Genomic DNA, 22,256 nt, shown 5'->3' with positions numbered 1-22,256 from the left:
ACTGCATCTCCCGGAGTCGAACTCCGTCAGCGTCTCGGCCGATCCGTTCTCCGCCTCAGCGGCAACGAGTGATTACTTTACGCACGGGTGAACGGCAGCGCCAAGCCAGCTCGACGCCCGGGCGTGTCGCGTCTGCTCCCCCGCTGTGCCGGGCCACGGGCGGCGTGCGCGGTCGCGACCACCGACCGTCCCTGGGAACGACGGAAGGCGCGGTGCGTACTCGCACCGCGCCTCCTGTCAGAGCCGTCGTCCAGCTGCCGTGGCCGTCGCCCCGACCGTCAGTCAGCGGCGGCCAACTGGCCGCAGGCACCGTCGATCTCCTTGCCGCGGGTGTCGCGGAGGGTGGTCGGGATGCCGGCGGCGTTGAGTCGGCGGACGAACTCGTCCTGCACGTGCACCTCGGACGAGGTCCACACGGACCCGGGCGTCGGGTTGAGCGGGATCGGGTTGACGTGCACCCAGCCCTTGCCGCGCTTGTTGAGCTTCTCCGCCAACAGGTCGGCACGCCAGGCGTGGTCGTTCATGTCCTTGATGAGGGCGTACTCGATCGAGACACGACGGCCGGTCTTCACGTAGTAGTTGTGGGCGGCGTCGATCGCCTCGTCGGCCTTCCACTTCGAGTTCACCGGGATGAGCTCGTCGCGGAGTTCGTCGTCGGGCGCGTGCAGCGAGAGCGCGAAGGTCACGGGGATGTCCTCCTCCGCGAGCTTCAGGATCGCCGGCACCAACCCCACGGTCGAGATCGTGATGCCGCGCGCGCTCATGCCGAGGCCGTTCGGCTGCGGCGCGACCATGATGCGCACGGCGTCCATCACCCGCTTGTAGTTCGCGAGCGGCTCCCCCATGCCCATGAACACGATGTTCGTCACGCGCTCGGCGTCGACGCGGTCCTTCCCGCCCTTGCGGGGGTCGCCACCGAGTTCACCGGCCGCGATGGCCTCGTTCGCCCGGACGATCTGCTCGATGATCTCGGCCGTCGACATGTTCCGCGTCAAGCCCGCCTGGCCGGTCGCGCAGAACGGGCAGTTCATCCCACAGCCGGCCTGCGACGAGACACAGAGCGTGATCCGCCCCGGGTACCGCATGAGCACCGACTCCACCAGGGCCCCGTCGTGCAGCTTCCAGAGGAACTTGATCGTGTCGCCCTTGTCCGTCTCGAGACGACGGGTCTCGGTCAGCAGGGGCGGGAGCATGCCGGCGACGAGTTCCTCGCGCTGGGCAGCAGGCAGGTCGGTCATCTTCGCCGGGTCGGACGTGTAGTGCGTGAAGTAGTGGGTCGCGAGCTGCTTGGCGCGGAACCCGGGCAGCCCGAGCTCCTTCACCTTCGCCTCGCGCTCCTCGACCGTCATGTCGGCCAGGTGCACGGGCGGCTTGCCCCGCTTCGGGGACGCGAACTGCAGCAGTGGTCGGCCGTCGGACCCCGTCGCCTGCTTCCAGCCTTCGGTGCGCGGGCGCACCTGCGGGCGGACGGAGCGTGCTGCGCTCTGCTCCTCGAACGGTGTGCGGGTGTCGGTGGCCATCACTCCAGCTTACGGGAGGCCCGCAACCCTTCGCGAGTCCGCCCACCCGTCTCCCGCGGCGCCGTCGTGTCGGCGTCGGTGGTCAGGACCCGGCGGGCAGCAGTCGGGCGAAGTGGTGCGGCATCGAGTACATGGGGACGATGTCGACGACCTCGCCCGGGTGCGGTGCCTGGAGCACGAGTCCCTGCCCGAGGTACAGGCCGACGTGGTCCTCGTTGTCGAAGACCACCATGTCCCCCGGTGCTGCCTCGGACTCCGGGACGGTCGTCGCGACGGCGTCCTGCGTGGGGACGTAGTGCGCGAGCTGGATGCCGACCGCCTGGTACGCCACCATCGTCAGGCCCGAGCAGTCGATGCCCGCGTGGCTGGCCCCGCCCTCGAGGTACGGGTCGCCGAGGTACTGCAATGCCGTCTGCAGCACCGTCGCGCGGTCTCCACCCGGCGAGAGCGCCGCGGACAGGGCGGCCTGCGCTTGCGCCTCGGTGACGCCGAAGCGGAGGACCAGGGTCGGGTACGACACGACCGACGTCGTCGTCACGCCGTCGGAGGAGATGATCGGGACCTCGACGTCGTGGGCGACGGTGTAGGTCTGCAGGTCCTGGGACGTCGTCGTCGTGGCGGTCGGTGCCGGTGCCGCCGTCGCGGTGTCGGCCGGGATCGACAGGGACAGGGTCGAGGTGATCGCCAGGGCCGGCGCGATGAGCAGGGCGGCACGCTTGGCGGTCGCGGCACGACGGACGTGGCGCGGGTCCGCCGCGCGTTCGGCGCGGAGCGCTGCCGACCGCGAGCGCGCGGTACCGGCCGACGCAGTACCGGCCGTCACGGTGCCGGCCGCCGCGGTGTCGGCCGACGCTGCCTCAGCCAGCGGGGCGACGGCGGCGCGGGCGGTGCTGGACGGCCCGAGGGCCACGACGCGGGCCGGTCGCTCGTGCGCGACGAACGTGCTGCGGGCGACGACGGGGCCGGCCGCGGCACGGCGGCCGCGTGCCCGACTCATCGGGGCGGAGGCGCTCGGCCCCGCGACCCTCGACGCGGGAGCAACAGAAGCGGTGGCGCGGGAGACGGGGGCGTTGGACGCCGGAGCAACAGGAGCGGTGGCACCGGCGGCGCGGGCGCTCGGTGCGGGGACGCTGGGTGCGGCGGCAGGTCCGGACCGGCGGTCATCGTCCCGTGCGGGCAGTGCGTGGCGTCCCATGGTTCCTTCCGGGTCTGGACCGCCCCTCGTGCGACGACCCGGGGAGATAACGTATTGGTCACGAACCTGATCCCGGCTGGAGAACCTCGGGGAGTTCCTGCGGTCCGTCACAGACACGCGGTACCGGTCCCGGCCGCTCCCGAGCGTCAACCCCGGTCGGTGCCAGAGGCGGGCGACGGGGCGGAAGCGGGCGACGGGGCGGAAGCGAGTCGGGCCTCCCGGCCGTCGGCGGCTCCCGCGAGCCGCGCGGCGAGCGCGACCACGGACGGGTCGGGCGCCGTGGCCGCGGCGGCGGCGAGCGCTCCCGGGACCGGCGCTCCGGCCCGGAGGGCGACCGGCAGGACGCCCGCCCAGACGCGGTGGTCCTCGCCGTCGTCCGGCGCCTCGCCGACGCCGGCCGCCCGGACCTTGACGCTCGCGGCGTCGAGCGGGAGTTGCAGGACCTGGGTCTGCCGGACCTCCTTCGCGGTCATCTCGCGCACCTCGGCGCGGCGGCCGGGCATGAGGTGGTCGCCGACCTGCCGGAGCGCCTCGGCCCGCAGCTCGGTCGGGACCACGGTCGCGCGGCCGACGACCATCGCGCTGCGGTAGTTCGCCGAGCTGTCGAAGGTCGAGCGGGCGAAGACGATGCCGTCCAGGTGCGTGATGGTCGCCGAGACGGGGACGCCCTCCTCCCCGGCGTCGAGGAACAGTCCGCCGCCCGTGGAGCCGTGCAGGAGCAGGACCGGGCCGGCGCCGAGGTCGCCGACGCCGTACAGGTAGGGCAGCACGATCGGGAAGCCGTCCCGGACCAGACCGACGTGGGCGACGAACCCCTCGGCGAGGACCGCGGAGAGCACGGCGGGGTCGGTCTGCTGCCGGTCGCGGAGACGGCGGACGGTGAGCGAGGGCATGGCGTCGGGAGCGGGCATGCCTCGACGCTAGGGTCAGGACTGGACCAGCGAGTAGACCAGATCGGGGTGTTCGGGATGGACCAGTCGAGCAAGGTGTCGGTGGTCGTCGCACGGGTGCGGTCCCTGGTGCACGACGGGACCCTCCGGGCCGGGGACCCGCTGCCGTCGACGCGGGCGCTGGCCGCCGAACTCGGGGTCGCCCGGGGCACGGTCGTCGCGGCCTACGACCAACTCGACGGCGAGGGCTACATCCGGACCCGGCCGGGTGCGGCAGCGCGGGTCCTCGCGGGATCCGGCGTCCCACGACCGTCGACCGGACGAGCGTCGGCGCACCTGCCCGCCGTGGCCGCCCCCGGGGACACAGGCGACGCCGTCGGCCTCGCCGACCCTTCCCGCCCCGGCGACCCTTCCGACCCCGGCGACCCCGGCAACTCCGGCGACCCCGGCGACCGGGCCGTCGTCGACTGCCGCCCGGGCATCCCCGCCGTCACCGCGATCAGTGACCGGGACTGGCGGGCGGCCTGGCGTGCGGCGGCGGACGCACCGCTCCGCAACGCGCTGTCCGACCCCGCGGGCCTCACCGCGCTCCGCGAGCAGCTCGTCGCGCAACTCGGGCTGGCGCGCGGCTTCACCCCGTCGGTCGCGCGGATCGTCGTCGCCGCCGGGACGTCCGAGGCGCTGTCCCTCGTCGTCGAGGCACTCCGGGCACGCCTCGGCCGCGCTCCGCGCATCGCCGTCGAGGACCCCGGCTACCGTTCCGGCCACCGCGCCCTGACGAGCGCCGGCGCGGAGGTCGTCCCCGTGCCCGTCGGAGCGGACGGCATCGACCTGACCGTGCTCGCCCGGACTCCCGTCGACGCGGTCCTCGTCTCCCCCACCCACCAGTACCCGCTCGGTTCGGTCATGCCGGTCGGACAGCGGCGAGCGCTGCTCGCGCACGCGGCGGCGACGGGGACGGTCGTGCTCGAGGACGACTACGACTCGGAGTTCCGGCACCGGGGCAGTCCGGTCCCGGCCCTCGCCGCGCTCGACACCGACGGCGTGGTCGTGCACCTGGGTGGGTTCTCGAAGACCCTCGACCCACGGCTCCGCTGCGCGTACGTCGTCGTCCCGTCCGGAGCGGTGGGCGCGGCGGTCCTCGCCGCCCGCACGGCCCGGGGCGCGGTGGTCGCCGAGCCGGTGCAGGTCGCGCTCGCGCACCTGCTGCGCACCGGCGCATTCCGTCGGCACCTCGGTCGGATCCGGCGGGACTACACGCACCGGCGCGAACGGATCGCGGTCCGGCTCGCCACGAGCGGGGTCCCCGGCCTGGAGGCACGGGCCCTCACCGGGGGTCTGCACGCGGTGCTGACGTGGCCGGGTCCGGGGACCGGCGCTGCCGTGCTCGCCCGCGCTGCCGCCGATGGCGTCCTGGTGGCCGACCTCGCCGACTACGAGACGGTGCGGGGACGGTCCGGGAACGGGGTCGTGCTCGGGTACGGCGCCGTGACGCTGCCGGAACTGGACCGGGCGCTCGACGTCGTGCTCGCGGCGGTCCGGGCGACGGGCGCCGACCCCGGCTGACGTCCGGACGCGGTGTGCCCGACGCTGCACCCGGCTGCCGTCCCGGTGCCGTCAGCGCTGTCGGGCTCGGTCCGCCGGGGTCCGACCGTTGCGCCAGACGTCGTCGATCGACGGCACCGGCACGTCGGCCGGGACCGCCCAGCCACGCCGGGCGGCCTTGCGGGCGGATCGGTAGGTGGTGACGTGGATCGGCTCGACGTCACGGTTCGATTCGTACTTCGTCATGGCGTGCTCCCTGTTCACGGTGCCCACCATCCGGTCGGCCGTCCTCCCGGACGGATCACGGATCGCGGGTCACGAGACGAATGCTCTCTTCCGTCCGGACGCTACGCGGCGCCGCTCGCACCGGGACCGCCCCTGCGGGGTGCCCGCGTCATCCGGACGAGGGCCCACGGGTGAACGATCCGGAGCGGCAGGCGGCGGCGGAGGCCGTCCTGCTGTGGTGACCCGGGCCTCCCGACGGGCCGGTCGGCTGGCTGGGGCGGTCAGCCGTCGGACAGGGCGTCCTTCGGGAGCTTGCGCAGCTTCGTGCGACGGCGACGACGGTCCGGGACCATCGACCGCATCTCCTCGAGCTTGCCGAAGCACAGCAGCCGGTCACCGGGTTCGAGGACGACACCGCTCCGCGGGTTCGGGATGACCGAAGTGCCACGGTGCAGCGTGAGCACCGTGATGTCGCGGTCCCAGAGGCCCGAGTCCTTGATCGTCTTGCCGACGAGGTCCGCGTTCGTGTGCACGAGCAGTTCGGCGACGCCGTACCCGGTCGAGACGCTGAGGCGCTGGCGGACGTCGATCTCCGGGAACGCCACCTGGTTCGCGATGTAGTCGATGACCGCACCGGCGACGTCGAGCCCGGTGGCACGCTCGATGCCCTCGAGGCCCGGGGAGGAGTTGACCTCCATGACGAGCGGGCCGTCGTTGCCCTCGAGCATGTCCACGCCCGCGATCCGCAAGCCCATGATCTGGGCGGAGCGGACCGCGGCCTCCTCGTACTCGGGCGTCAGCGTGACCTGTTCGACGGTGCCGCCGCGGTGCACGTTCGACCGGAACTCGTCCCCGGAGGCGCTCCGGCGCATGGCGGCGACGACGCGGTCACCGACGACGAGGGCGCGGATGTCCTTCCCGCGGCTCTCGGCGATGAAGCGCTGGATGAGGACGTTCTGCTTCGTCGAGTGCAGGGTCTCGACGATCGACTCCGCGACCTTGGCCTCGGGCGCGAGGATGACGCCGATGCCCTGCGTGCCCTCGAGCAGCTTGATGACGACCGGGGCGCCCCCGACCCGCTCGATCGCGCCGCGGACGTCCGCCCGGCTGTTGACGAACGTCGTCGCCGGCATGCCGATGTCGTGGCGGGACAGGATCTGGTTCGCCCGGAGCTTGTCACGCGAGTTCGTGATGCCGTTCGCCGTGTTCGGCGTGTACACGTCCATCTGCTCGAACTGCCGCACCACCGCGGTGCCGTAGTACGTGATCGAGTTGCCGATGCGCGGCAGGACGGCGTCGTAGTCGGACAGCAGCTTGCCGCGGTACTGCAGGTCGGGCTGCTCGCCGGTCAGGTCGATCGCGAAGCGGAGGGTGTTCAACACCTTGACGGTGTGACCGCGCTCGGCGGCGGCGGTGCGGAGGCGCTGCGTCGAGTACGCGTGCGGAGCGCGCGACAGGATGGCGAGTTTCATCACTGCCAAGATAGGGGCATGGCCGACTCCGCGAAGCGCTCCGACAGCGCCCGGGCGGCCTCCCGCGTGCCGATCGTCGCGGGGTGGCGCGAGTGGGCGGCCCTGCCCGACATCGGCGTCCCGTGGATCAAGGTCAAGCTCGACACCGGGGCAAGGAGTTCGGCACTGCACGCCTTCGACATCGAGGAGCTGCCCGGCGGACGGGTCCGGTTCTCGGTGCACCCGTGGCAGGACTCCGACGCGGACCCCCAGACGGTCGAGTGCGACGTCCACGACCGCCGGGTGATCCGCAGCTCGAGCGGCCACACCCAGGAGCGCATCGTCGTGCTCATGTCGATCGAGCTCGCCGGGCGGACCGTCCTGTCGGAGACGACGCTGAGCAACCGTGACCAGATGGGCTTCCGGATGCTCGTCGGGCGCGAGGCGCTGCGGCAGGGGTTCGTCGTCGACCCGGCGCGGTCGTTCATGGCCGGACGGGCACCGAAGGCCGTGCGGCGGCGCAACCGCGGACGGACCTGACCACCCCCTGAGCGCTGGGAACAGCCGTCCGGCCTGCAGGCCACACTCGGGCGTGAACCCGAGTCCGTGACCAGAACGCAGAGAGGACGACGCCATGACCGACGTCTCCAGCCAGCCACCCGCCGAGGGTGACGACCGCCGGGTGCTCACCAACCGGCAGGGCCACCCCGTCTACGACAACCAGAACCAGCGCACGGTCGGAGCCCGCGGCCCGGCGACGCTCGAGAACTACCAGTTCCTCGAGAAGATCAGCCACTTCGACCGCGAGCGGATCCCGGAGCGGGTCGTGCACGCCCGCGGCGCGGTCGCCTTCGGGTACTTCGAGGCCACCGGCACCTGGGGCGACGAGCCGATCGCGCAGTACACCCGCGCGAAGCTCTTCCAGGAGGCCGGCAAGCGCACCGACGTCGCCATCCGGTTCTCGACCGTGATCGGTGGACGCGACTCGTCCGAAGCCGCCCGCGACCCCCGCGGCTTCGCCGTCAAGTTCTACACCGAGGACGGCAACTGGGACCTCGTCGGCAACAACCTCGGGGTGTTCTTCATCCGCGACGCCATCAAGTTCCCGGACGTCATCCACTCCCTCAAGCCGGACCCCGTCACGTTCCGCCAGGAGCCCGCGCGCATCTTCGACTTCATGTCCCAGACGCCCGAGTCGATGCACATGCTCGTCAACCTGTTCAGCCCGCGCGGCATCCCCGCGAACTACCGGACGCAGCAGGGCTTCGGCGTGAACACCTACAAGTGGGTGAACGGCGACGGCGACACGAAGCTCGTCAAGTACCACTGGATCCCGTCGGTCGGCGTCAGCTCGATGACCGAGGCCGACGCAGCCGTGGTGCAGGGCGGCGACCTCGGCCACGCGTCGAAGGACCTGTACGACGCGATCGAGCGCGGTGAGTACCCGGAGTGGGAACTACGCGTGCAGCTCATGGACGACCACGACCACCCCGAGCTCGACTTCGACCCGCTCGACGACACGAAGGTCTGGCCCGAGAACGAGTTCCCGCCGAAGGTCGTCGGCAAGATGGTCCTGAACCGGAACGTCACGAACCACTTCGCCGAGAACGAGCAGCTCTCGTTCGGCACGGGCGTGCTGGTGGACGGCCTCGACTTCTCCGACGACAAGATGCTCGTCGGCCGCACGTTCTCGTACTCGGACACGCAGCGGTACCGCGTCGGCCCGAACTACCTGCAGCTGCCGGTGAACGCCCCGAAGAACGGGAACGTCGCCACGAACCAGCGCGACGGGCAGATGGCGTACCACCAGGACCACGGTGGCGAGAACCCGCACGTCAACTACGAGCCGTCGATCACCGGTGGGTTGCGCGAGGCCGAGTACCCGACGCACGACGACCAGGGGCCCGAGATCGTCGGTCGTCTCACCCGCAAGCGCATCCCGCGGACGAACGACTACACGCAGGCTGGTCAGCGCTACCTGCTCCTCGAGGACTGGGAGCGTGACGACCTGGTCGCCAACTTCGTCGACCTCATCTCGCAGGCGGCCCGGCCCGTGCAGGAGCGCATGCTCTGGCACTTCTACATGGTCGAGGACGACCTCGGTCGCCGCGTCGGCGAGGGCCTCGGCATCACGCTCGACGAGGTGAAGGACCTGCCGCCGCTGCAGTCCCAGACCCTCGACGAGGCCGAACTCGCGCGCCTGGCGAACCTCGGCCACAACGGGCCCCGGGACGTCGACGGCCTGATGATGACGCACTGCGTTCCGGACGAGCGCGCCGTGCACGTCTGAGACGCGACCACGGTCGGACGGGAGGCCCGGTGCCAGCTGGCACCGGGCCTCCCGTCTGCACGACCAGGCGGCGTCCGTCCGGCAGGATGGGCGCATGCCACACGCACCATCGGAGGGCATCGACGAACTGCTCGCGGCCTCGCGCGGACTGCTCGGGGTCGTCGCCCGGTCACTCGCCCCCGCGCTCGAGCACGTCACCGTCCCGCAGTTCCGGCTCGTCGTCCTCGTGACGACCCTCGGACCCACACGATCGGGTGACCTCGCCGAGCGACTCGCGGTCGGTCCGTCGACCCTGACCCGGATCGTCGACCGGCTGGTCGAGGACGGGTGGGTGGAGCGGTTGCCGAGCACCGAGAGCCGCCGCGAGGTCCTCGTCGGCGCGACCGAGCGAGGACGAGCACTGGTCGCCGACGTGATGGACCGGCGACGGGTGGAGATCGTCGGGCTCCTCGACGCCGTGCCGGAGGACGAGCGTGCGAGCGTCGTCGCGGGGGCCGCGGCGCTCCGGCGGGCGATGCACGAACCGCTGCCGGAGGAGATCTCGGCGTTCGGCGGCTGAGCGCCCGCTCCAGTCGGTGTACGCGGCCGCCCGCCGTCACGGAGGAATGACCGACGGCCGCCCGCGCTTGTGGCGTCCATGACCACCACCTCCACCCGCCGCGGCTGGCTGAGCGTCCTGTCGGTCGCCCTCGGCTCGTTCGTCCTCGTGCTCTCGGAGTTCCTGCCGATCGGCCTGCTGCCGTCCATCGCGCGCGACCTGCACGTCGACATCGGGACCGCCGGCCTGATGGTGGTGTTCACGGGTCTCACCGGCGCCGTGGCCGCTCCCGTCGTGACGGTCGCCACCTCGCGCCTCGACCGCCGGACGGTGCTGCTCGCCCTGACCGTCCTGCTGGTCGTGGCGGACGCCCTCGCCGCGGTCGCGCCCACCTTCGGTGTGCTGCTCGTCGCCCGGATGCTCCTCGGTGTCGGCATCGGCGGCTTCTGGGCCATCGGTGCGGGCATCGCCGGGAGGCTCGTGGAACCGTCCGCCGTGATCCGTGCGACCTCCTTCATCACCGCGGGCGTCTCCGTCGCCACGGTGGTGAGCCTGCCGCTCGGTGCGTTCGTCTCGTCGCTCGCGAGCTGGCGCCTCGCCTTCGTGATCGGTGGCGCGCTCGGCCTGGTCGCGCTGGTGCTCCAGATCGCGATGCTGCCGAGCATCCCCTCCTCGCAGCGGGTGCGGTTCGCGACGCTCGCGGGTCTGCTCCGGGTGCAGCGTGCCCGCGTCGGCCTCATCGCGGCCGCGTTCCTCTTCGTCGCACAGTTCGCCGCCTACACGTACGTGGCGCCCTACCTGGAGGAGCTCGTCCGGGTCGGGCCGGACACGGTCACCCTGGCGCTGCTCGTGTTCGGCATCGCCGGCATCGCGGGGAACTTCGTCGCCGGGTTCACCCTGAGCCGCAACGTCATCGGCACGATCGGCGTCGCGAAGGTCGTCCTCGCCGCGGCCGTCGTCCTGCTGCCGTTCGCGGCGCACTCGGTCGTCGGCGTGTTCGCGCTGCTCGTCGTGTGGGGCTTCGTCTGGGGCGCCCTGCCACTCGGCACGCAGACCTGGATGTCGACGGCCTCGCCGGCGGGCGCGGAGAGCGGGCTGGCGTTGTTCGTCACGACGATCCAGCTCGCGATCGCCGCCGGGTCGGTCCTGGGCGGTGCGGCCGTGACGTCGTTCGGGCTGTCGGCGGACTTCTGGTTCTCCGGCGCGGTCGCCGTGGTCGGCGCGGTCGTGCTGCTGACGCTGGGGCTGCGCCGGTCGAGTGCGATCCCCCAGGCGGGGACACCGACGGCTCCGACGCCGGTCCCGATGCCCGCGGACTGACCGGTCACCGGGGCTCCGGCGCGGGTGCACCCCGCCCAGGTCCGCTGCTTGACACGACCGGTCGCGGTGCCTATGGTCGTGGAATCGATTCCATGGAATCGATTCCACGACTCGCCCAACGGAGTGCTCAACGATGAACGCCGTCACCATCAAGGACGTCGCCGCCCGCGCCGGCGTCTCGGCAGCGACGGCATCGCGCGTCCTCTCCGGCAACGCCGCGACGAGCGAAGACTCCCGTCGGGCCGTCGAGCGGGCCGCGAAGGACCTCGACTTCCGCCCGAACCTGCAGGCGCGTGCGCTGCGGTCCACCCGGTCGGACACGATCGGCCTGCTCGTCTCGGACGTCCGCAACCCGTTCTTCGCCGACCTCGCCCACACGATCGAGCAGGCCGCGCTGGCCGAGGGCTACGTCACGCTGCTCGGCAACGCGAACGAGCGGGCCGACCAGCAGAACCGGTACCTCGACACGCTCATCGCCCGCCGGGTCGACGGCGTGATCGTCGCACCGCAGGGCAACGACACCGGGACGGTCCAGCAACTCGTCGACCGCGAGATCCCCACGGTGTTCGTCGACCGCGTGATCCCGGGCATCGACGTACCGAGCGTCACCACCGACAGCAGCACCGGCATCCGGCAGACCGTCGAGCACCTCGCTGCACTCGGACACACACGCATCGGGTACATCGCCGGCCCACAGAGCGTCTCCACCGGTCGCGAGCGCTTCACGGCGTACCAGGACGCGATCACCGCCGCGGGCCTCAGCGCGGACCCCGACCTCGTCGTGTTCGGCGACTTCCAGGCCGCGTCCGGCTCGACCGGCGTCACGACCCTGCTCGGTCTCGACGACCCGCCGACGGCGATCTTCGCCGCGGACAGCCTGATGGCCGTCGGCGCGATCGCGATCCTCAACCGGCTCGGTCTCCGTGTCGGCGAGGACATCGCCCTGGTCGCCTTCGACGACATCGAGTGGTTCTCGCTCCTCGAGCCCGCCCTCTCCGTCGTCGCACACAGCGTCGAGGACATGGGCCGTGTCGCGGTCGACCTGCTCCGCGACGTCATCGACGGCGGCACCCCGCAGTCCGTCCGCCTGCCGAGCGAGCTCATCGTCCGAGCCTCCTCGGCCACCGCCATCCGTCCCCGTCGACCGGCCGCACCGCCGCGCCCGACCGACCAGCAGCACGCCGACCAGCAGCACGCTGACCAGCAGCACCCGGAGCACTGACATGGAACAGACACCGATGCCGCAGACACCCCTGCAGCAGCACCCACTCCTCACCCTCGACCGGGTGAGCAAGTCGTTCGGCCCCGTCCAGGTGATCACCGACGTCACCGTCGACGTGCACGCCGGGAAGGTGCAGGTCCTCCTCGGCGAGAACGGCGCCGGGAAGTCGACGCTCATCAAGATGATGTCCGGCATCCACCAACCCGACGGCGGACGGATCCTCGTCGACGGAGCCGAGGTGAGCCTCCCCACCGTCTCGGCCGCGGAGCGGCTCGGCATCGCGACCATCCACCAGGAGCTCAACCTGGTCGGGTCGCTCAGCGTCGCCGAGAACGTGATGATGGGTCGGATCCCGACCCGCTTCGGCATGGTCGACCGGAAGACGCTCCGCCGCCAGGCGGAGGCGGCCCTCGACACCATCGGACTCGACGTCGACGTCGACACCCCGGTCGGTGACCTCGGCATCGCCCGGCAGCAGCTCGTCGAGATCGCGAAGGCGCTCAGCGTCGACGCACGGATCCTCATCCTCGACGAACCGACCGCGGCCCTCACCCGCCACGAGACGGAGGCGCTCTTCCGGGTCGTCGCGGACCTTCGCGCCCGGGGCGTCGGCATGCTCTTCATCAGCCACCACCTCGACGAGATCGCCGAGATCGGTGACACGGTCGCGGTGCTCCGCGACGGTCACTTCGTGGCCGAGGTGCCGGCCTCGACGCCCGAGGACGAGCTCGTCCGGCTCATGGTCGGACGGAGCATCGAGGAGCAGTACCCGACGGGCACCGCCGTGGTCGACCGTGCCGACCCCGTGCTGCGGGTCGAGCACCTCACCGCTGCCGGGCGCTTCACGGACGTGTCCTTCGACGTGCACGCCGGCGAGATCCTCGGCATCTCCGGCCTCGTCGGCGCCGGACGCACCGAACTGGTCCGGGCGATCGCCGGCGCCGACGGCTACGACAGCGGCACCGTGACCGTCCGCGGCCGCGCCCTCGGCAAGGGCAGCGTCGCCGGCGCCATCAAGGCCGGCATCGGACACGTGCCCGAGGACCGCAAGGGCCAGGGCCTGGTGCTCGGCGCGTCGGTCAACGACAACCTCGGCTACGCCACGCTCGCGTCCAGCGCACGTGGCGGTCTCGTCGACTTCGCCGGGCAGAAGCAGCGCGCCGAGCAGGTCGCCGCCCGCCTGCGGATCCGGATGCACGACATCGACCAGCCGATCGGCTCCCTGTCCGGCGGCAACCAACAGAAGGCCGTCTTCGGTCGGTGGATCCTCGCCGGCTCGAGCGTCCTGCTGCTGGACGAGCCGACCCGCGGTGTCGACGTCGGCGCGAAGGTCGAGATCTACGAGCTCGTCAACGCCATCACCGAGGCCGGTGGTGCCGTGGTCATGGTGTCGAGCGAACTCCCCGAGGTCCTCGGCATGAGTGACCGCATCCTCGTGATGCGCGACGGCCGGATCGCCGGTGAGCTCGACGGCGCCGACGCGACCGAGGACGCCGTCATGACCCTCGCCGCCCGGGACGTCACCGAGCCCGAGAACGGGCAGGCCGACGCCGCCTGACCCGGCACCCCACTCCGCACGGCGCACCCCCACCGGACCTCCCGCCGCCGTCCCCTCCCCGCGTACAGCGCAGTACCTCCCAGAAAGCACCCGCATGTCATCGACCACTGTGAAGGCCCCGTCGCGGTCCTCCTCGTTCACGAAGTTCCTCGCGAACAACGGCGCCCTCGTCGGCCTCGTCGTGCTCTGCATCGCGCTCTTCATCGCGACGCCCGACTTCCTCACCGGCCGGAACCTCCTCAACATCGGCATCCAGGTGTCGACCGTGGCGGTGCTCGCGTTCGGCGTGACGTTCGTCATCGTCGCCGGCGGCATCGACCTGTCCGTCGGGTCGGTCGCCGCCCTGTCCGCCATGGTCTCCGGCTGGTTCTTCGCCACCGCAGGGCTGCCAGGGTGGCTCGCCCTCGTCGGCGGGCTCGTCGCGGGACTCGCCACCGGCGTCGTGAACGGCCTCGCGAGCGCCTACGGCAAACTGCCGTCGTTCATCGCGACCCTCGCCATGCTCAGCGTCGCCCGCGGCCTGACCCTCGTGCTGTCCGACGGCAAGCCGGTCCCCACCTCCCCCCAGGTGTCGTTCCTCGGCAGTGACATCGGCCCGGTCCCGGTGCCGATCATCGTCCTGGTGCTCGCCGCCCTCGTCGCCTCGTTCATCCTCAACCGCACCGTCATCGGCCGCAGCATGTACGCCGTCGGCGGCAACGCCGAGGCCGCACGCCTGTCCGGCCTGCCGGTCAAGCGCATCGTCGTCGTCGTCTTCGCCCTGTCCGGCCTGTTCGCCGCACTCGCCGGTCTCCTGCTCGCCGGCCGACTCGACTCCGCGCAGCCGCAGGCCGCCAGCGGGTACGAACTCGACGCGATCGCCTCGGTCGTCATCGGTGGCGCCTCGCTCGCCGGTGGTGTCGGTCGGATCTCCGGCACGTTCATCGGTGCACTCGTCCTCGTCGTCATCCGCAACGGCCTGAACCTGCTCAACGTCAGCTCGTTCTGGCAGCAGGTCGTCATCGGCCTGGTCATCGCGGTCGCCGTCGGCTTCGACGTCCTGCGCCGCAAGACGCGCAGCAGCTGACCTCCCACTCCTCCTCCCTCCCCCACACCACCAGCACAAAGGAACCAACGATGAAGTTCTCCTCCTTCCAGAAGGTCGCCACCGTCGGCGTCGTCGCCGGCCTGGTCGTCCTCGGCACCGCCGGGTGCAACCGCACGAGCACCAGCGGCGCGGCCGGCGGCGGCAGCGACACCAAGGTGACGCTCGCCCTCTCCACGCTCAACAACCCGTTCTTCGTCGAGGTCCGCGACGGCGCGAAGGCCGAAGCGATGAAGCAGGGCGTCACACTCGACGTCGTCGACGCCCAGAACGACTCCGCCCAGCAGGCGAACCAGCTGCAGACCGCCTCGAGCGGCAGCACCGACGCCGTCATCGTCAACCCGGTCGACTCCGACGCCGCCGGCCCGAGCGTGACCGCGCTCAACAAGGCGGACATCCCCGTCATCGCCGTGGACCGCACCGTCAACGGCGCCGACGTCGACTCCTTCATCGCGAGCGACAACGTCGCCGGGGGCAAGCAGGCCGCCGACGACCTGGCGAAGGCCATCGGCGAGAAGGGCGAGATCCTCGTCCTGCAGGGCCAGGCCGGTACCTCCGCCAGCCGTGACCGCGGCAAGGGCTTCGCCGAGGGCATCAAGGCGTACCCGGACATCACGGTCGTCGGCAAGCAGACCGCGAACTTCGACCGCGCCACCGCGCTCGACGTCACGACCAACCTGCTGCAGGCACACCCCGACATCGTCGGCGTCTTCGCCGAGAACGACGAGATGGCCCTCGGCGCGATCAAGGCGCTCGGCGCGAAGGCCGGCAAGGACGTCAAGGTCGCCGGGTTCGACGGCGAGGCCGACGGTCTCAGCGCCATCGAGGACGGAACGCTCAGCAGCACCGTCGCGCAGCAGCCGGCGAAGCTCGGCGCCCTCGCGGTCGACCAGGCGATCAAGGCCGCCTCGGGCAAGGCGAAGAAGACCGTCCAGGTGCCGGTCGTGTCGGTGACCAAGAGCAACGTCGGAGACTTCACCAAGTGAGCCGCTCCACCGGAACCGTGGTCGTCGTGGGTTCGCTCAACGTCGACCAGGTCGTGACCGTCGAGCGGCACCCGTCGCCCGGCGAGACCCTCGTCGCGACCTCCATGTCCCTGCTGCCCGGCGGCAAGGGCGCCAACCAGGCCGTCGCCGCCGCCCGTCGCGGCGCTCACACCGCGATGGTGGGGAGCGTCGGACGGGACGGCTCGGCGCAGGTCGCCACGAGCCTCCTGGCCGACAGCGGGGTCGACGTCACGCACGTCCGTGCGGTCGACGCCCCCACCGGGCTCGCGACCGTCACCGTCGACCGGAGCGGCGAGAACACGATCGTCGTCGTCCCGGGCGCCAACCGTGCCACCGACCGGGAGGCCCTCCTAACCGCCGCCCCGGTCGTCGCGTCGGCCGCGGTGGTCGTCCTGCAGGGCGAGATCCCGGCGGACGGCATCGCCGCCGCCGCGGAACTCGCGACCGGACGGGTGCTCCTCAACCTGGCGCCCGTCGTGCCGGTCGACCGGGAGGTCGTGCTCGCGGCCGACCCGCTCGTGGTGAACGAGCACGAGGCGGCACTCGTCCTCGCGCAGCTCGACCCCGGTGCGGACGTGCCGGCGGACGAACCCGCACTGGTCGCCGCGCTGCGGGCACTCGGTGTGCGGAGTGTCGTCGTGACGCTCGGCGCGCGGGGTGCACTCGTGGCGGACGGGGACGACCTCGTCGCGGTCCCGTCCCCGCGGGTGACCGCGGTCGACTCGTCGGGTGCGGGCGACGCGTTCGTCGGTGCCCTCGCTGCCGGGCTCGCGGGCGGGGACTCCCTGCTCGACGCCGCGCGGCAGGCCGTCCGGGTCGGGGCGTTCGCCGTCCAGGGGGCCGGGACGCAGCCGTCCTACCCGACGCTGGACGACGTGCTGCCCTCGGTCGACCTGCCGGACGGGTCGGCTGCTCCGGCTGCTCCGGCCGGGGGTGCGTCGTGAAGAAGGGCGGCATCCTCAACGCCGAGCTGAACGCCGGTCTCAGTCGGCTCGGCCACGGTGACCTGGTCGTCGTCGCGGACTGCGGCCTGCCGATCCCGCCCGGCGTGCCGGTCGTCGACCTCGCGCTCCTGCACGGGGTGCCCCGGTTCGTGGACGTCCTCGACGCCCTGCTCGGGGACGCCGTCTTCCAGGAGTGCATCGCCGCGACCGAGGCCGCCGGGACCGAGGCCGACGGGTGGCTCGCCGACCGGTTCCCAGAGCGGCGTGCGGTGTCGCACGAGGAGCTCAAGACGCTGTCGGCCGGCGCCCGCCTGTTCGTCCGGACCGGCGAAGCCACGGCGTTCGCGAACGCCGTGCTCGTCTGCGGCGTGCCGTTCTGACCGGGGTCCCGGCCGGGTCATCCCCTCGGCCGGGACCACCACCGCTTCCGCGCTGTCCCGAGCGGCTTCGCGAGGGCCGTCCGGCGTCGGTGGGAGCGAGCCTGCCGGATGGTGACCGGCACGCCGATCGCGAGGGAACTGCTCCCGTTGCACCGACGGCTCCGATGCGGCGCCGCTTCCTCGGCTTCGGCGTCGACTACTCCGCCGCTGCGTCGGTGCCGCGGCCACCGCGATGGTCGCTGGCGGCGCGCTGGTCGCCGTGGGCACGGCGGGTGGGAAGGTCGCGCCGGTAGAACACGAGTGACCCACGGCGGTCGACCTCCGCCAGGCCGTTCGACCCGAGGACGCGCTGCGATGCCGTGTTCGTCACGTCCGTGTCCGCCGCCGCGGCGCGCGCGCCGCAGACGGCCGCGCGGTCGAGAGCCAGTCCCACTGCCTCCGTCGCCAGACCGGCGCCCCGAGCCGACGGGACCAGGCCGTACCCGAACTCGACCGTCCCCGTCGCATCCGGTGGGCCGAAGAAGCCGAACCCGCCGACGGCGAGACCGTCCGACGTACGCCGGACGAGGTACATGGTGAAGTCGGGGTCCACCTCGGACGCGGTCGCCAACGACCGCAGCGGGTCGAGCTCATCCACGAAGGGGTACTCGGCGTGCCAGTCATCACCAGGACGCTCGTCACGCGCGACGACACGAGCTGCGAGTTCCGGCGTGATGGGTTCGAGCGTCGTCAGCGCTCCGTGGAGGATCACGTGTCGATCCTCGCAGGGCCGATGATGCAGTCCTCGGTGGGGCGATCGCAAGGACACGGACCAGCGACGTGACGCCGGTCCCTGAGGGCCGCGGTCACACCGGGCCGAGCGGCTGGTGGTTGCCCGCCGGGTTCTCCACACGGATGCGATCGCCGGCCCGGACCGTTCCGCCCGAGACGACGACTGCCATGACGCCGCCTCTGCGTCGCACCGAGCCGTCCTCGGCGCGACCCAGCACCTCGCGGAGGAGACCGGGCTCGAAGTCGTTGATCTGCTGGCACGGGTTCCGCAACCCGGTCACGCGGACGCAGGCGTCGGCTCCGAGGTGGAGCAGTGCACCGGTCGACAGTCCGAGGAGGTCGATCCCCCGCGTCGTGATGTTCTCGCCCATCTCGCCCGGCGCGACCGCGAAGCCGACCTCAGCCACCTCGTCGAAGAGCTCGGCGTGGATCAGGTGCACTTGGCGCAGGTTCGGCTGCGATGGGTCCCGAGCCACACGCGATCGGTGCTGCACCGTGCCTCCCGCATGTGCGTCACCCTCGACACCCAGTCCCTCGAGGAGGGTCACCTCGTCCACGACGGGTTTGCTGAAGTCGTGGCTGCTGTCCCTGCTCACCGCGACCACACGCCCTCGGTCTTCGCGTTCCCCCGTCATGTGGTGATCCTGCCCCAGGCGAACGAGCGGCGGCAACACCGCGACCCGGGAGACGCGGAGGCCGGCCGCGCGATGGATGGTCGCCTACCGCGCAGACGAGAGGGCGACGGTGTCGTGCGGCACGGCGACGAACTGTCGGCCGGGGTAGCGCAGTCCGGCGAAGTACATGTTCGTGTGGGCCACGATCTGCGCGCCGGTGATGACCACTCCGTCGTGCTCGGCGTCTGTCGTCGTGTGGGCGTCTGCGACGAGCGTCAGGCCGTACCTCCCGCCGTGGCGGAAGAGCCACCCGGACGCGGCCGAGCTCGCACCCGTCACCGAACGAGAATCGCGTCAGGAGAACGAAGAAGCCCCGACGGAACTCGGTTCCGTCGGGGCTGTCGGTCGGGCTGACAGGATTTGAACCTGCGACCCCTTGACCCCCAGTCAAGTGCGCTACCAAGCTGCGCCACAGCCCGTGAGTCCGTACGGACCCAGACCCCGTGTCCACGAAGGACACTGCAGGCCCTGCTCCCCACCCGACCGAGCGCGGAGCAGCCCATCCAGCATAGCGGAAGCGCGAGCCCCACCGCGCCACGGCCCGCAGCCCGCGCGCGTCAACCCTGCGTGTGCAGCGCCGACGTGCCCTCGCGGCGAGCGCGGACACCCTGGGCAGCGTGACCAGGTCGGACGACCCGCCGCTCCCGCGACAACCACGGCAGTGCGAACCCGGCGAGCAACGCGCCGGCCCCGTCCGCGGCCAGGTCGCCGATGGTGTCGTCGTAGCCGACGACGATGGTCTCGTCGACGAAGTTGTGCCCGAGCCACTCACCGATCTCCCACACGGAGCCGATCGCCATCCCCGCGGCGAGCGCCACGAGGGCGGAGAGCAGCACCCCCGCACGCGGGGCCGAGGCGATCACCCCGGCGTCCGAGGCGATGACGTACAACAGTCCGGCGAGCAGCCCGACCAGGATGACGTGCACGACCTTGTCCCACAGGAACACGGTCGTGTACCAGTCGAGCATGCTGCTCCACGCGGCGACCAGGCTCAGCAGGACGACCGCTGCGTCGAACGTCGGGCGGAGGCCGAGCATGCGTGGGACGACGGCGCCGAGGAGTGCGAGCGCCATCACGGCGAACGCCACCGCGCCCCATCCGACGGCGGCGACGGGCACGCTGACGAGCGTCACGATCCGGAGCAGGTCGGCGGCCCAGACGGCGCCGTGCGGTCGGCGGAGGAACGTCAGCCCGAGGGTGGTGATCACGCGCTCGCTCCGAACGACAGGACCGCGTGCACGGCGAGGTGGTCCGACGGCCACACGCCCCCGGGCCTCCTGGTGGACACGGCGACGCGGGACACGACGGCGTCCTCGGTCGCGAGCACGCCGTCGATGCGTGGCCGGTCGGCGCGGGGCTCCCGGTACGCGGCGTACGTCCCGACCTCCGGCGTCTCCGGACGGGAGGCCCGCCCCCAGGTGTCGGGGACGCCTGCGTCCGCCAGCGCGCGCCACGGCGCCGACCCGGCGGCGGCGTTGAAGTCGGCCATCACGACGGCCGGCAGCCCGGACTCGGCCACGATCCGCCCGATCAGCTGCGCGGACCGGAGTCGTGCCCACGGCGAGGCGACGTCGAGGTGCGTCGAGAGGGCGAGGAACCGTCCGCCGGTGACGTGGTCGTCGAGGACCACCCCGACCGCGTGGCGGGGGAACGCGGTGGCCCACGAGCGGCTGCCCCGTCGGAGCGGCCGGCGGGAGAGCGCCCAGGAGCGACGTTCGACGACGGTGCAGCGCTCGGTGTCGACGAGGACCCCGACGGCCTCGCCGTCGCCGTAGCGGTCCCGTCCGAGGAGGACGGCTTCCCACCGTTCGCCGATGCCGGTGGCGAGGTCGACCGCCTGCGGGCGCAGGGCCTCCTGGACGGCGAGCACGGTCGGCTGCTCGGAGGCGACGAGCGCGACGACGGCGTCCCGGCGGTGCTCCCACGCGTCCGGGTGCCCGGCGGGCCGGGGTACCTGGCGGCGCAGGTTGAGGGTCATGCAGTGCAGATCGGGAGGCGACACCGGCCCGATGGTCGGTCGGTCGTCGGCCTGTCGGAGCATGCTCCCGTTCTACCGACCGGACTGACCCGGTTCCCAGGCTGGCCGTCGTCCGGCTCCTATGGTGGCTCGATGCGTTCCCGACCCGTTCGTCCCCTGCTCGCGCTCGCGGTGACCGGCCTCGTCCTCGGTGTCACCGCCTGTTCCGGTGCCGCGCCGGAGCCGCGTCCGACCCTGGCCCGTGCGGCGTCCGACACCGTCACGGTCGTCGCCCAGGACTCCGCCGCCGAGCGGTCGGTCCGGACGAGTCGGGCCGTGTTCCGGTCCGCTCCCGGGGCGGTCGTGGCGCCGGCGGACGACGCCGACGCGGTGCGGCGGGCGGCGAGCGCCGCGGTGCGCGCACGTGCCCGCGCTCCTCGTGGGCACGGGACCGGAGCAGGTCGACGCCGAACTCGATCGCCTCGACGCGTCCTGGTACCAGGCGGTCGGCGACGTCTCGCTCGACACGGACGTCGTGGAACGGGACGCACCGGAGGCTGGCCAGCGGGCGGAGGGGCGACGGGCCTCCCGGCAGACGGTGCTCGTGGCGGACCGGGCGGCGGATGCTGCGGCGGTGGCGACCGCACGGGCTGCCGGTGCTCAGCTGGTGGAGATGCCCTCGGGCGTGTCGGACCCTGCCGCGTCGGGTGACGTGGTGCGGGCGCTGCACGGTGCGGAGGGTCGGCCGACGCTGCTGCTCGGTGCCGCCTTCGCGGACCTCGGCGACCCCGAGTGGGTCGTCCGGGCGGCGCAGACCGGGTACCGGATCGGCGACGGCGGGCAGCGGCCCTTCGACGGACACCGGTACACGGCCCTGTACGGCGCTCCGGGCGCGCCCGTGCTCGGGGTGCTCGGGGAACAGGACCCGGCGGCGAGCGTGCGGCGCGCGGAGGCCCTCGCACGGGAGTACCGCGGGATCTCGGACGTGCCCGTGACACCCGCGTTCGAGGTGATCGCGACCGTCGCTGCCGGCGAGGCCGGAGCGGACGGTGACTACTCACGCGAGCTGCCCGTGTCCACCCTCGAGCCGTACGTCGACGCGGCCCACGAGGCCGGCATGCCGACGATCATCGACCTGCAGCCCGGGCGGAGCGACTTCCTCTCCCAGGCGCAACGGTACGAGTCGCTGCTGCGGCGGCCGGACGTGTGGTTGGCGCTCGACCCGGAGTGGCGACTCGGGCCCGACCAGGTCCCGCTCGAGCAGATCGGCTCGGTCGGTGCGCGGGAGGTGGACGAGGTGTCGGCGTGGCTCGCGGAGCTCGTCCGCCGGCAGGGGCTGCCGCCGAAGGCACTCGTGTTGCACCAGTTCCGGTCGTCGATGATCGTCGACCGGGGCTCGCTCACCTCACACCCGGAGCTCGACCTGCTCGTGCACGTCGACGGGCAGGGCGCGCAGCCGGACAAGCAGGCGACCTGGAAGGCGCTGCACGAGGGCGGTCCGGAGGGGCTGCACTGGGGGTGGAAGAACTTCCACGACGAGGACTCGCCGATGCTGACGCCGGAGCAGACGATGGCCGAGGTGCAGCCGACCCCGTCGCTGGTCACCTACCAGTGAGTGGTCGCGGGTCCTCCACAGCCTGACGCGCCTGCGAGGGAGGGGCCGGGTTCGTCGGTCGGTCCTGACA

General features: G+C 72.2%; 22 protein-coding genes and 1 tRNA gene. 12 read left to right on the top strand and 11 right to left on the bottom strand.

What is annotated here, in order from left to right:
- Nucleotides 1-278: 278 nt before the first annotated feature.
- From rlmN to DEI84_RS09355, 3 genes are all read right to left on the bottom strand, one after another.
- Nucleotides 279-1,520, bottom strand: coding sequence for a 23S rRNA (adenine(2503)-C(2))-methyltransferase RlmN (gene rlmN, locus DEI84_RS09365; RefSeq protein ID WP_110823926.1), 1,242 nt, complete (start codon nucleotides 1,518-1,520; stop codon nucleotides 279-281).
- Nucleotides 1,521-1,602: 82 nt separating this feature from the next.
- Entirely contained in the window at nucleotides 1,603-2,715 is a 1,113-nt protein-coding gene (locus DEI84_RS09360; protein ID WP_181420402.1) for a C40 family peptidase, read from the bottom strand.
- 146 nt (nucleotides 2,716-2,861) lie between these two features.
- Complete coding sequence (locus tag DEI84_RS09355; protein ID WP_110890599.1) at nucleotides 2,862-3,626, bottom strand: pyridoxamine 5'-phosphate oxidase family protein; 765 nt, start codon at nucleotides 3,624-3,626, stop codon at nucleotides 2,862-2,864.
- A 57-nt stretch (nucleotides 3,627-3,683) separates the two neighbouring features.
- Here DEI84_RS09355 and DEI84_RS09350 point away from each other — a divergent pair, with 57 nt between their 5' ends.
- Complete coding sequence (locus DEI84_RS09350; protein WP_146236340.1) at nucleotides 3,684-5,171, top strand: PLP-dependent aminotransferase family protein; 1,488 nt, start codon at nucleotides 3,684-3,686, stop codon at nucleotides 5,169-5,171.
- 51 nt (nucleotides 5,172-5,222) lie between these two features.
- Here the strand turns inward: DEI84_RS09350 and DEI84_RS15685 are convergent, their stop codons facing one another.
- Together DEI84_RS15685 and rimK are read right to left on the bottom strand one after the other, a co-directional pair.
- Nucleotides 5,223-5,396, bottom strand: a complete 174-nt coding sequence (locus tag DEI84_RS15685; protein ID WP_181419389.1) for a hypothetical protein — start codon at nucleotides 5,394-5,396, stop codon at nucleotides 5,223-5,225.
- 260 nt (nucleotides 5,397-5,656) lie between these two features.
- The gene (gene rimK / locus DEI84_RS09340; RefSeq protein ID WP_110890597.1) at nucleotides 5,657-6,847 is read right to left on the bottom strand and encodes a 30S ribosomal protein S6--L-glutamate ligase; all 1,191 of its coding nucleotides are present in this window, start codon (nucleotides 6,845-6,847) and stop codon (nucleotides 5,657-5,659) included.
- An 18-nt stretch (nucleotides 6,848-6,865) separates the two neighbouring features.
- On the opposite strand from rimK, the gene DEI84_RS09335 reads away from it, so the two are divergent.
- The 10 genes from DEI84_RS09335 to rbsD all read left to right on the top strand — a co-directional run bounded on the left by DEI84_RS09335 (nucleotide 6,866) and on the right by rbsD (nucleotide 17,169).
- On the top strand, nucleotides 6,866-7,366 hold the full coding sequence (locus tag DEI84_RS09335; protein WP_110890596.1) for a RimK/LysX family protein: 501 nt from the start codon (nucleotides 6,866-6,868) through the stop codon (nucleotides 7,364-7,366).
- 94 nt (nucleotides 7,367-7,460) lie between these two features.
- Complete coding sequence (locus DEI84_RS09330; RefSeq protein ID WP_110890595.1) at nucleotides 7,461-9,116, top strand: catalase; 1,656 nt, start codon at nucleotides 7,461-7,463, stop codon at nucleotides 9,114-9,116.
- A gap of 94 nt (nucleotides 9,117-9,210) precedes the next feature.
- On the top strand, nucleotides 9,211-9,675 hold the full coding sequence (locus tag DEI84_RS09325) for a MarR family winged helix-turn-helix transcriptional regulator (RefSeq protein WP_110823914.1): 465 nt from the start codon (nucleotides 9,211-9,213) through the stop codon (nucleotides 9,673-9,675).
- A 78-nt stretch (nucleotides 9,676-9,753) separates the two neighbouring features.
- Nucleotides 9,754-10,974: an MFS transporter gene (locus DEI84_RS09320; RefSeq protein ID WP_110890594.1), complete on the top strand. Its 1,221-nt coding sequence runs from the start codon at nucleotides 9,754-9,756 to the stop codon at nucleotides 10,972-10,974.
- A 133-nt stretch (nucleotides 10,975-11,107) separates the two neighbouring features.
- Entirely contained in the window at nucleotides 11,108-12,196 is a 1,089-nt protein-coding gene (locus DEI84_RS09315) for a LacI family DNA-binding transcriptional regulator (RefSeq protein ID WP_110890593.1), read from the top strand.
- 1 nt (nucleotide 12,197) lies between these two features.
- Entirely contained in the window at nucleotides 12,198-13,754 is a 1,557-nt protein-coding gene (locus DEI84_RS09310) for a sugar ABC transporter ATP-binding protein (protein WP_110890592.1), read from the top strand.
- Between the two features lie 94 nt (nucleotides 13,755-13,848).
- Nucleotides 13,849-14,820 (top strand): ABC transporter permease, encoded by a 972-nt coding sequence (locus DEI84_RS09305; protein ID WP_110890591.1) that lies wholly within the window; start codon nucleotides 13,849-13,851, stop codon nucleotides 14,818-14,820.
- Nucleotides 14,821-14,870: 50 nt separating this feature from the next.
- Nucleotides 14,871-15,824, top strand: a complete 954-nt coding sequence (locus DEI84_RS09300; RefSeq protein ID WP_110890590.1) for a substrate-binding domain-containing protein — start codon at nucleotides 14,871-14,873, stop codon at nucleotides 15,822-15,824.
- Entirely contained in the window at nucleotides 15,821-16,789 is a 969-nt protein-coding gene (locus DEI84_RS09295) for a ribokinase (protein ID WP_220032885.1), read from the top strand. The genes DEI84_RS09300 and DEI84_RS09295 overlap by 4 nt, the downstream gene beginning before the upstream one ends.
- Nucleotides 16,786-17,169, top strand: coding sequence for a D-ribose pyranase (gene rbsD, locus DEI84_RS09290; protein ID WP_110890589.1), 384 nt, complete (start codon nucleotides 16,786-16,788; stop codon nucleotides 17,167-17,169). Before DEI84_RS09295 ends, rbsD begins: the two co-directional genes overlap by 4 nt.
- Nucleotides 17,170-17,365: 196 nt before the next feature.
- Here the strand turns inward: rbsD and DEI84_RS09285 are convergent, their stop codons facing one another.
- The 6 genes from DEI84_RS09285 to DEI84_RS09260 all read right to left on the bottom strand — a co-directional run bounded on the left by DEI84_RS09285 (nucleotide 17,366) and on the right by DEI84_RS09260 (nucleotide 20,616).
- Nucleotides 17,366-17,920: a GNAT family N-acetyltransferase gene (locus DEI84_RS09285; RefSeq protein ID WP_110890588.1), complete on the bottom strand. Its 555-nt coding sequence runs from the start codon at nucleotides 17,918-17,920 to the stop codon at nucleotides 17,366-17,368.
- A gap of 94 nt (nucleotides 17,921-18,014) precedes the next feature.
- Nucleotides 18,015-18,575 (bottom strand): MOSC domain-containing protein, encoded by a 561-nt coding sequence (locus DEI84_RS09280; protein WP_110890587.1) that lies wholly within the window; start codon nucleotides 18,573-18,575, stop codon nucleotides 18,015-18,017.
- 84 nt (nucleotides 18,576-18,659) lie between these two features.
- Nucleotides 18,660-18,893, bottom strand: coding sequence for a hypothetical protein (locus tag DEI84_RS09275; protein WP_258371746.1), 234 nt, complete (start codon nucleotides 18,891-18,893; stop codon nucleotides 18,660-18,662).
- 66 nt (nucleotides 18,894-18,959) lie between these two features.
- Nucleotides 18,960-19,033 (bottom strand) — tRNA-Pro (locus DEI84_RS09270).
- 138 nt (nucleotides 19,034-19,171) lie between these two features.
- The gene (locus tag DEI84_RS09265) at nucleotides 19,172-19,822 is read right to left on the bottom strand and encodes a hypothetical protein (protein ID WP_110890586.1); all 651 of its coding nucleotides are present in this window, start codon (nucleotides 19,820-19,822) and stop codon (nucleotides 19,172-19,174) included.
- Entirely contained in the window at nucleotides 19,819-20,616 is a 798-nt protein-coding gene (locus DEI84_RS09260) for an endonuclease/exonuclease/phosphatase family protein (protein WP_181420401.1), read from the bottom strand. Before DEI84_RS09260 ends, DEI84_RS09265 begins: the two co-directional genes overlap by 4 nt.
- Before the next feature lie 379 nt (nucleotides 20,617-20,995).
- Between DEI84_RS09260 and DEI84_RS09250 the strand changes: the two genes are divergently transcribed.
- A complete protein-coding gene (locus DEI84_RS09250) occupies nucleotides 20,996-22,186 on the top strand; it encodes a hypothetical protein (protein ID WP_181420400.1) in 1,191 nt (396 codons plus the stop codon).
- The last annotated feature ends 70 nt before the right edge of the window (nucleotides 22,187-22,256 follow it).

The sequence above is a fragment of the Curtobacterium sp. MCBD17_023 genome (assembly GCF_003224415.1).
GTDB lineage: Bacteria > Actinomycetota > Actinomycetes > Actinomycetales > Microbacteriaceae > Curtobacterium.
This window is presented reverse-complemented; position numbering and strand designations above follow the sequence as displayed.

Coding starts and splice junctions, on each gene's coding strand:
- DEI84_RS09350 (WP_146236340.1), top strand. CDS start 3,684: ATGGACCAGTCGAGCAAGGTGTCGGTGGTCGTCGCACGGGTGCGGTCC.
- DEI84_RS09310 (WP_110890592.1), top strand. CDS start 12,198: ATGGAACAGACACCGATGCCGCAGACACCCCTGCAGCAGCACCCACTC.
- DEI84_RS09335 (WP_110890596.1), top strand. CDS start 6,866: ATGGCCGACTCCGCGAAGCGCTCCGACAGCGCCCGGGCGGCCTCCCGC.
- DEI84_RS09325 (WP_110823914.1), top strand. CDS start 9,211: ATGCCACACGCACCATCGGAGGGCATCGACGAACTGCTCGCGGCCTCG.
- DEI84_RS09280 (WP_110890587.1), bottom strand. CDS start 18,575: ATGACGGGGGAACGCGAAGACCGAGGGCGTGTGGTCGCGGTGAGCAGG.
- DEI84_RS09355 (WP_110890599.1), bottom strand. CDS start 3,626: ATGCCCGCTCCCGACGCCATGCCCTCGCTCACCGTCCGCCGTCTCCGC.
- DEI84_RS09360 (WP_181420402.1), bottom strand. CDS start 2,715: ATGGGACGCCACGCACTGCCCGCACGGGACGATGACCGCCGGTCCGGA.
- DEI84_RS15685 (WP_181419389.1), bottom strand. CDS start 5,396: ATGACGAAGTACGAATCGAACCGTGACGTCGAGCCGATCCACGTCACC.
- DEI84_RS09315 (WP_110890593.1), top strand. CDS start 11,108: ATGAACGCCGTCACCATCAAGGACGTCGCCGCCCGCGCCGGCGTCTCG.
- DEI84_RS09300 (WP_110890590.1), top strand. CDS start 14,871: ATGAAGTTCTCCTCCTTCCAGAAGGTCGCCACCGTCGGCGTCGTCGCC.
- DEI84_RS09320 (WP_110890594.1), top strand. CDS start 9,754: ATGACCACCACCTCCACCCGCCGCGGCTGGCTGAGCGTCCTGTCGGTC.
- rimK (WP_110890597.1), bottom strand. CDS start 6,847: ATGAAACTCGCCATCCTGTCGCGCGCTCCGCACGCGTACTCGACGCAG.
- rlmN (WP_110823926.1), bottom strand. CDS start 1,520: ATGGCCACCGACACCCGCACACCGTTCGAGGAGCAGAGCGCAGCACGC.
- DEI84_RS09305 (WP_110890591.1), top strand. CDS start 13,849: ATGTCATCGACCACTGTGAAGGCCCCGTCGCGGTCCTCCTCGTTCACG.
- DEI84_RS09330 (WP_110890595.1), top strand. CDS start 7,461: ATGACCGACGTCTCCAGCCAGCCACCCGCCGAGGGTGACGACCGCCGG.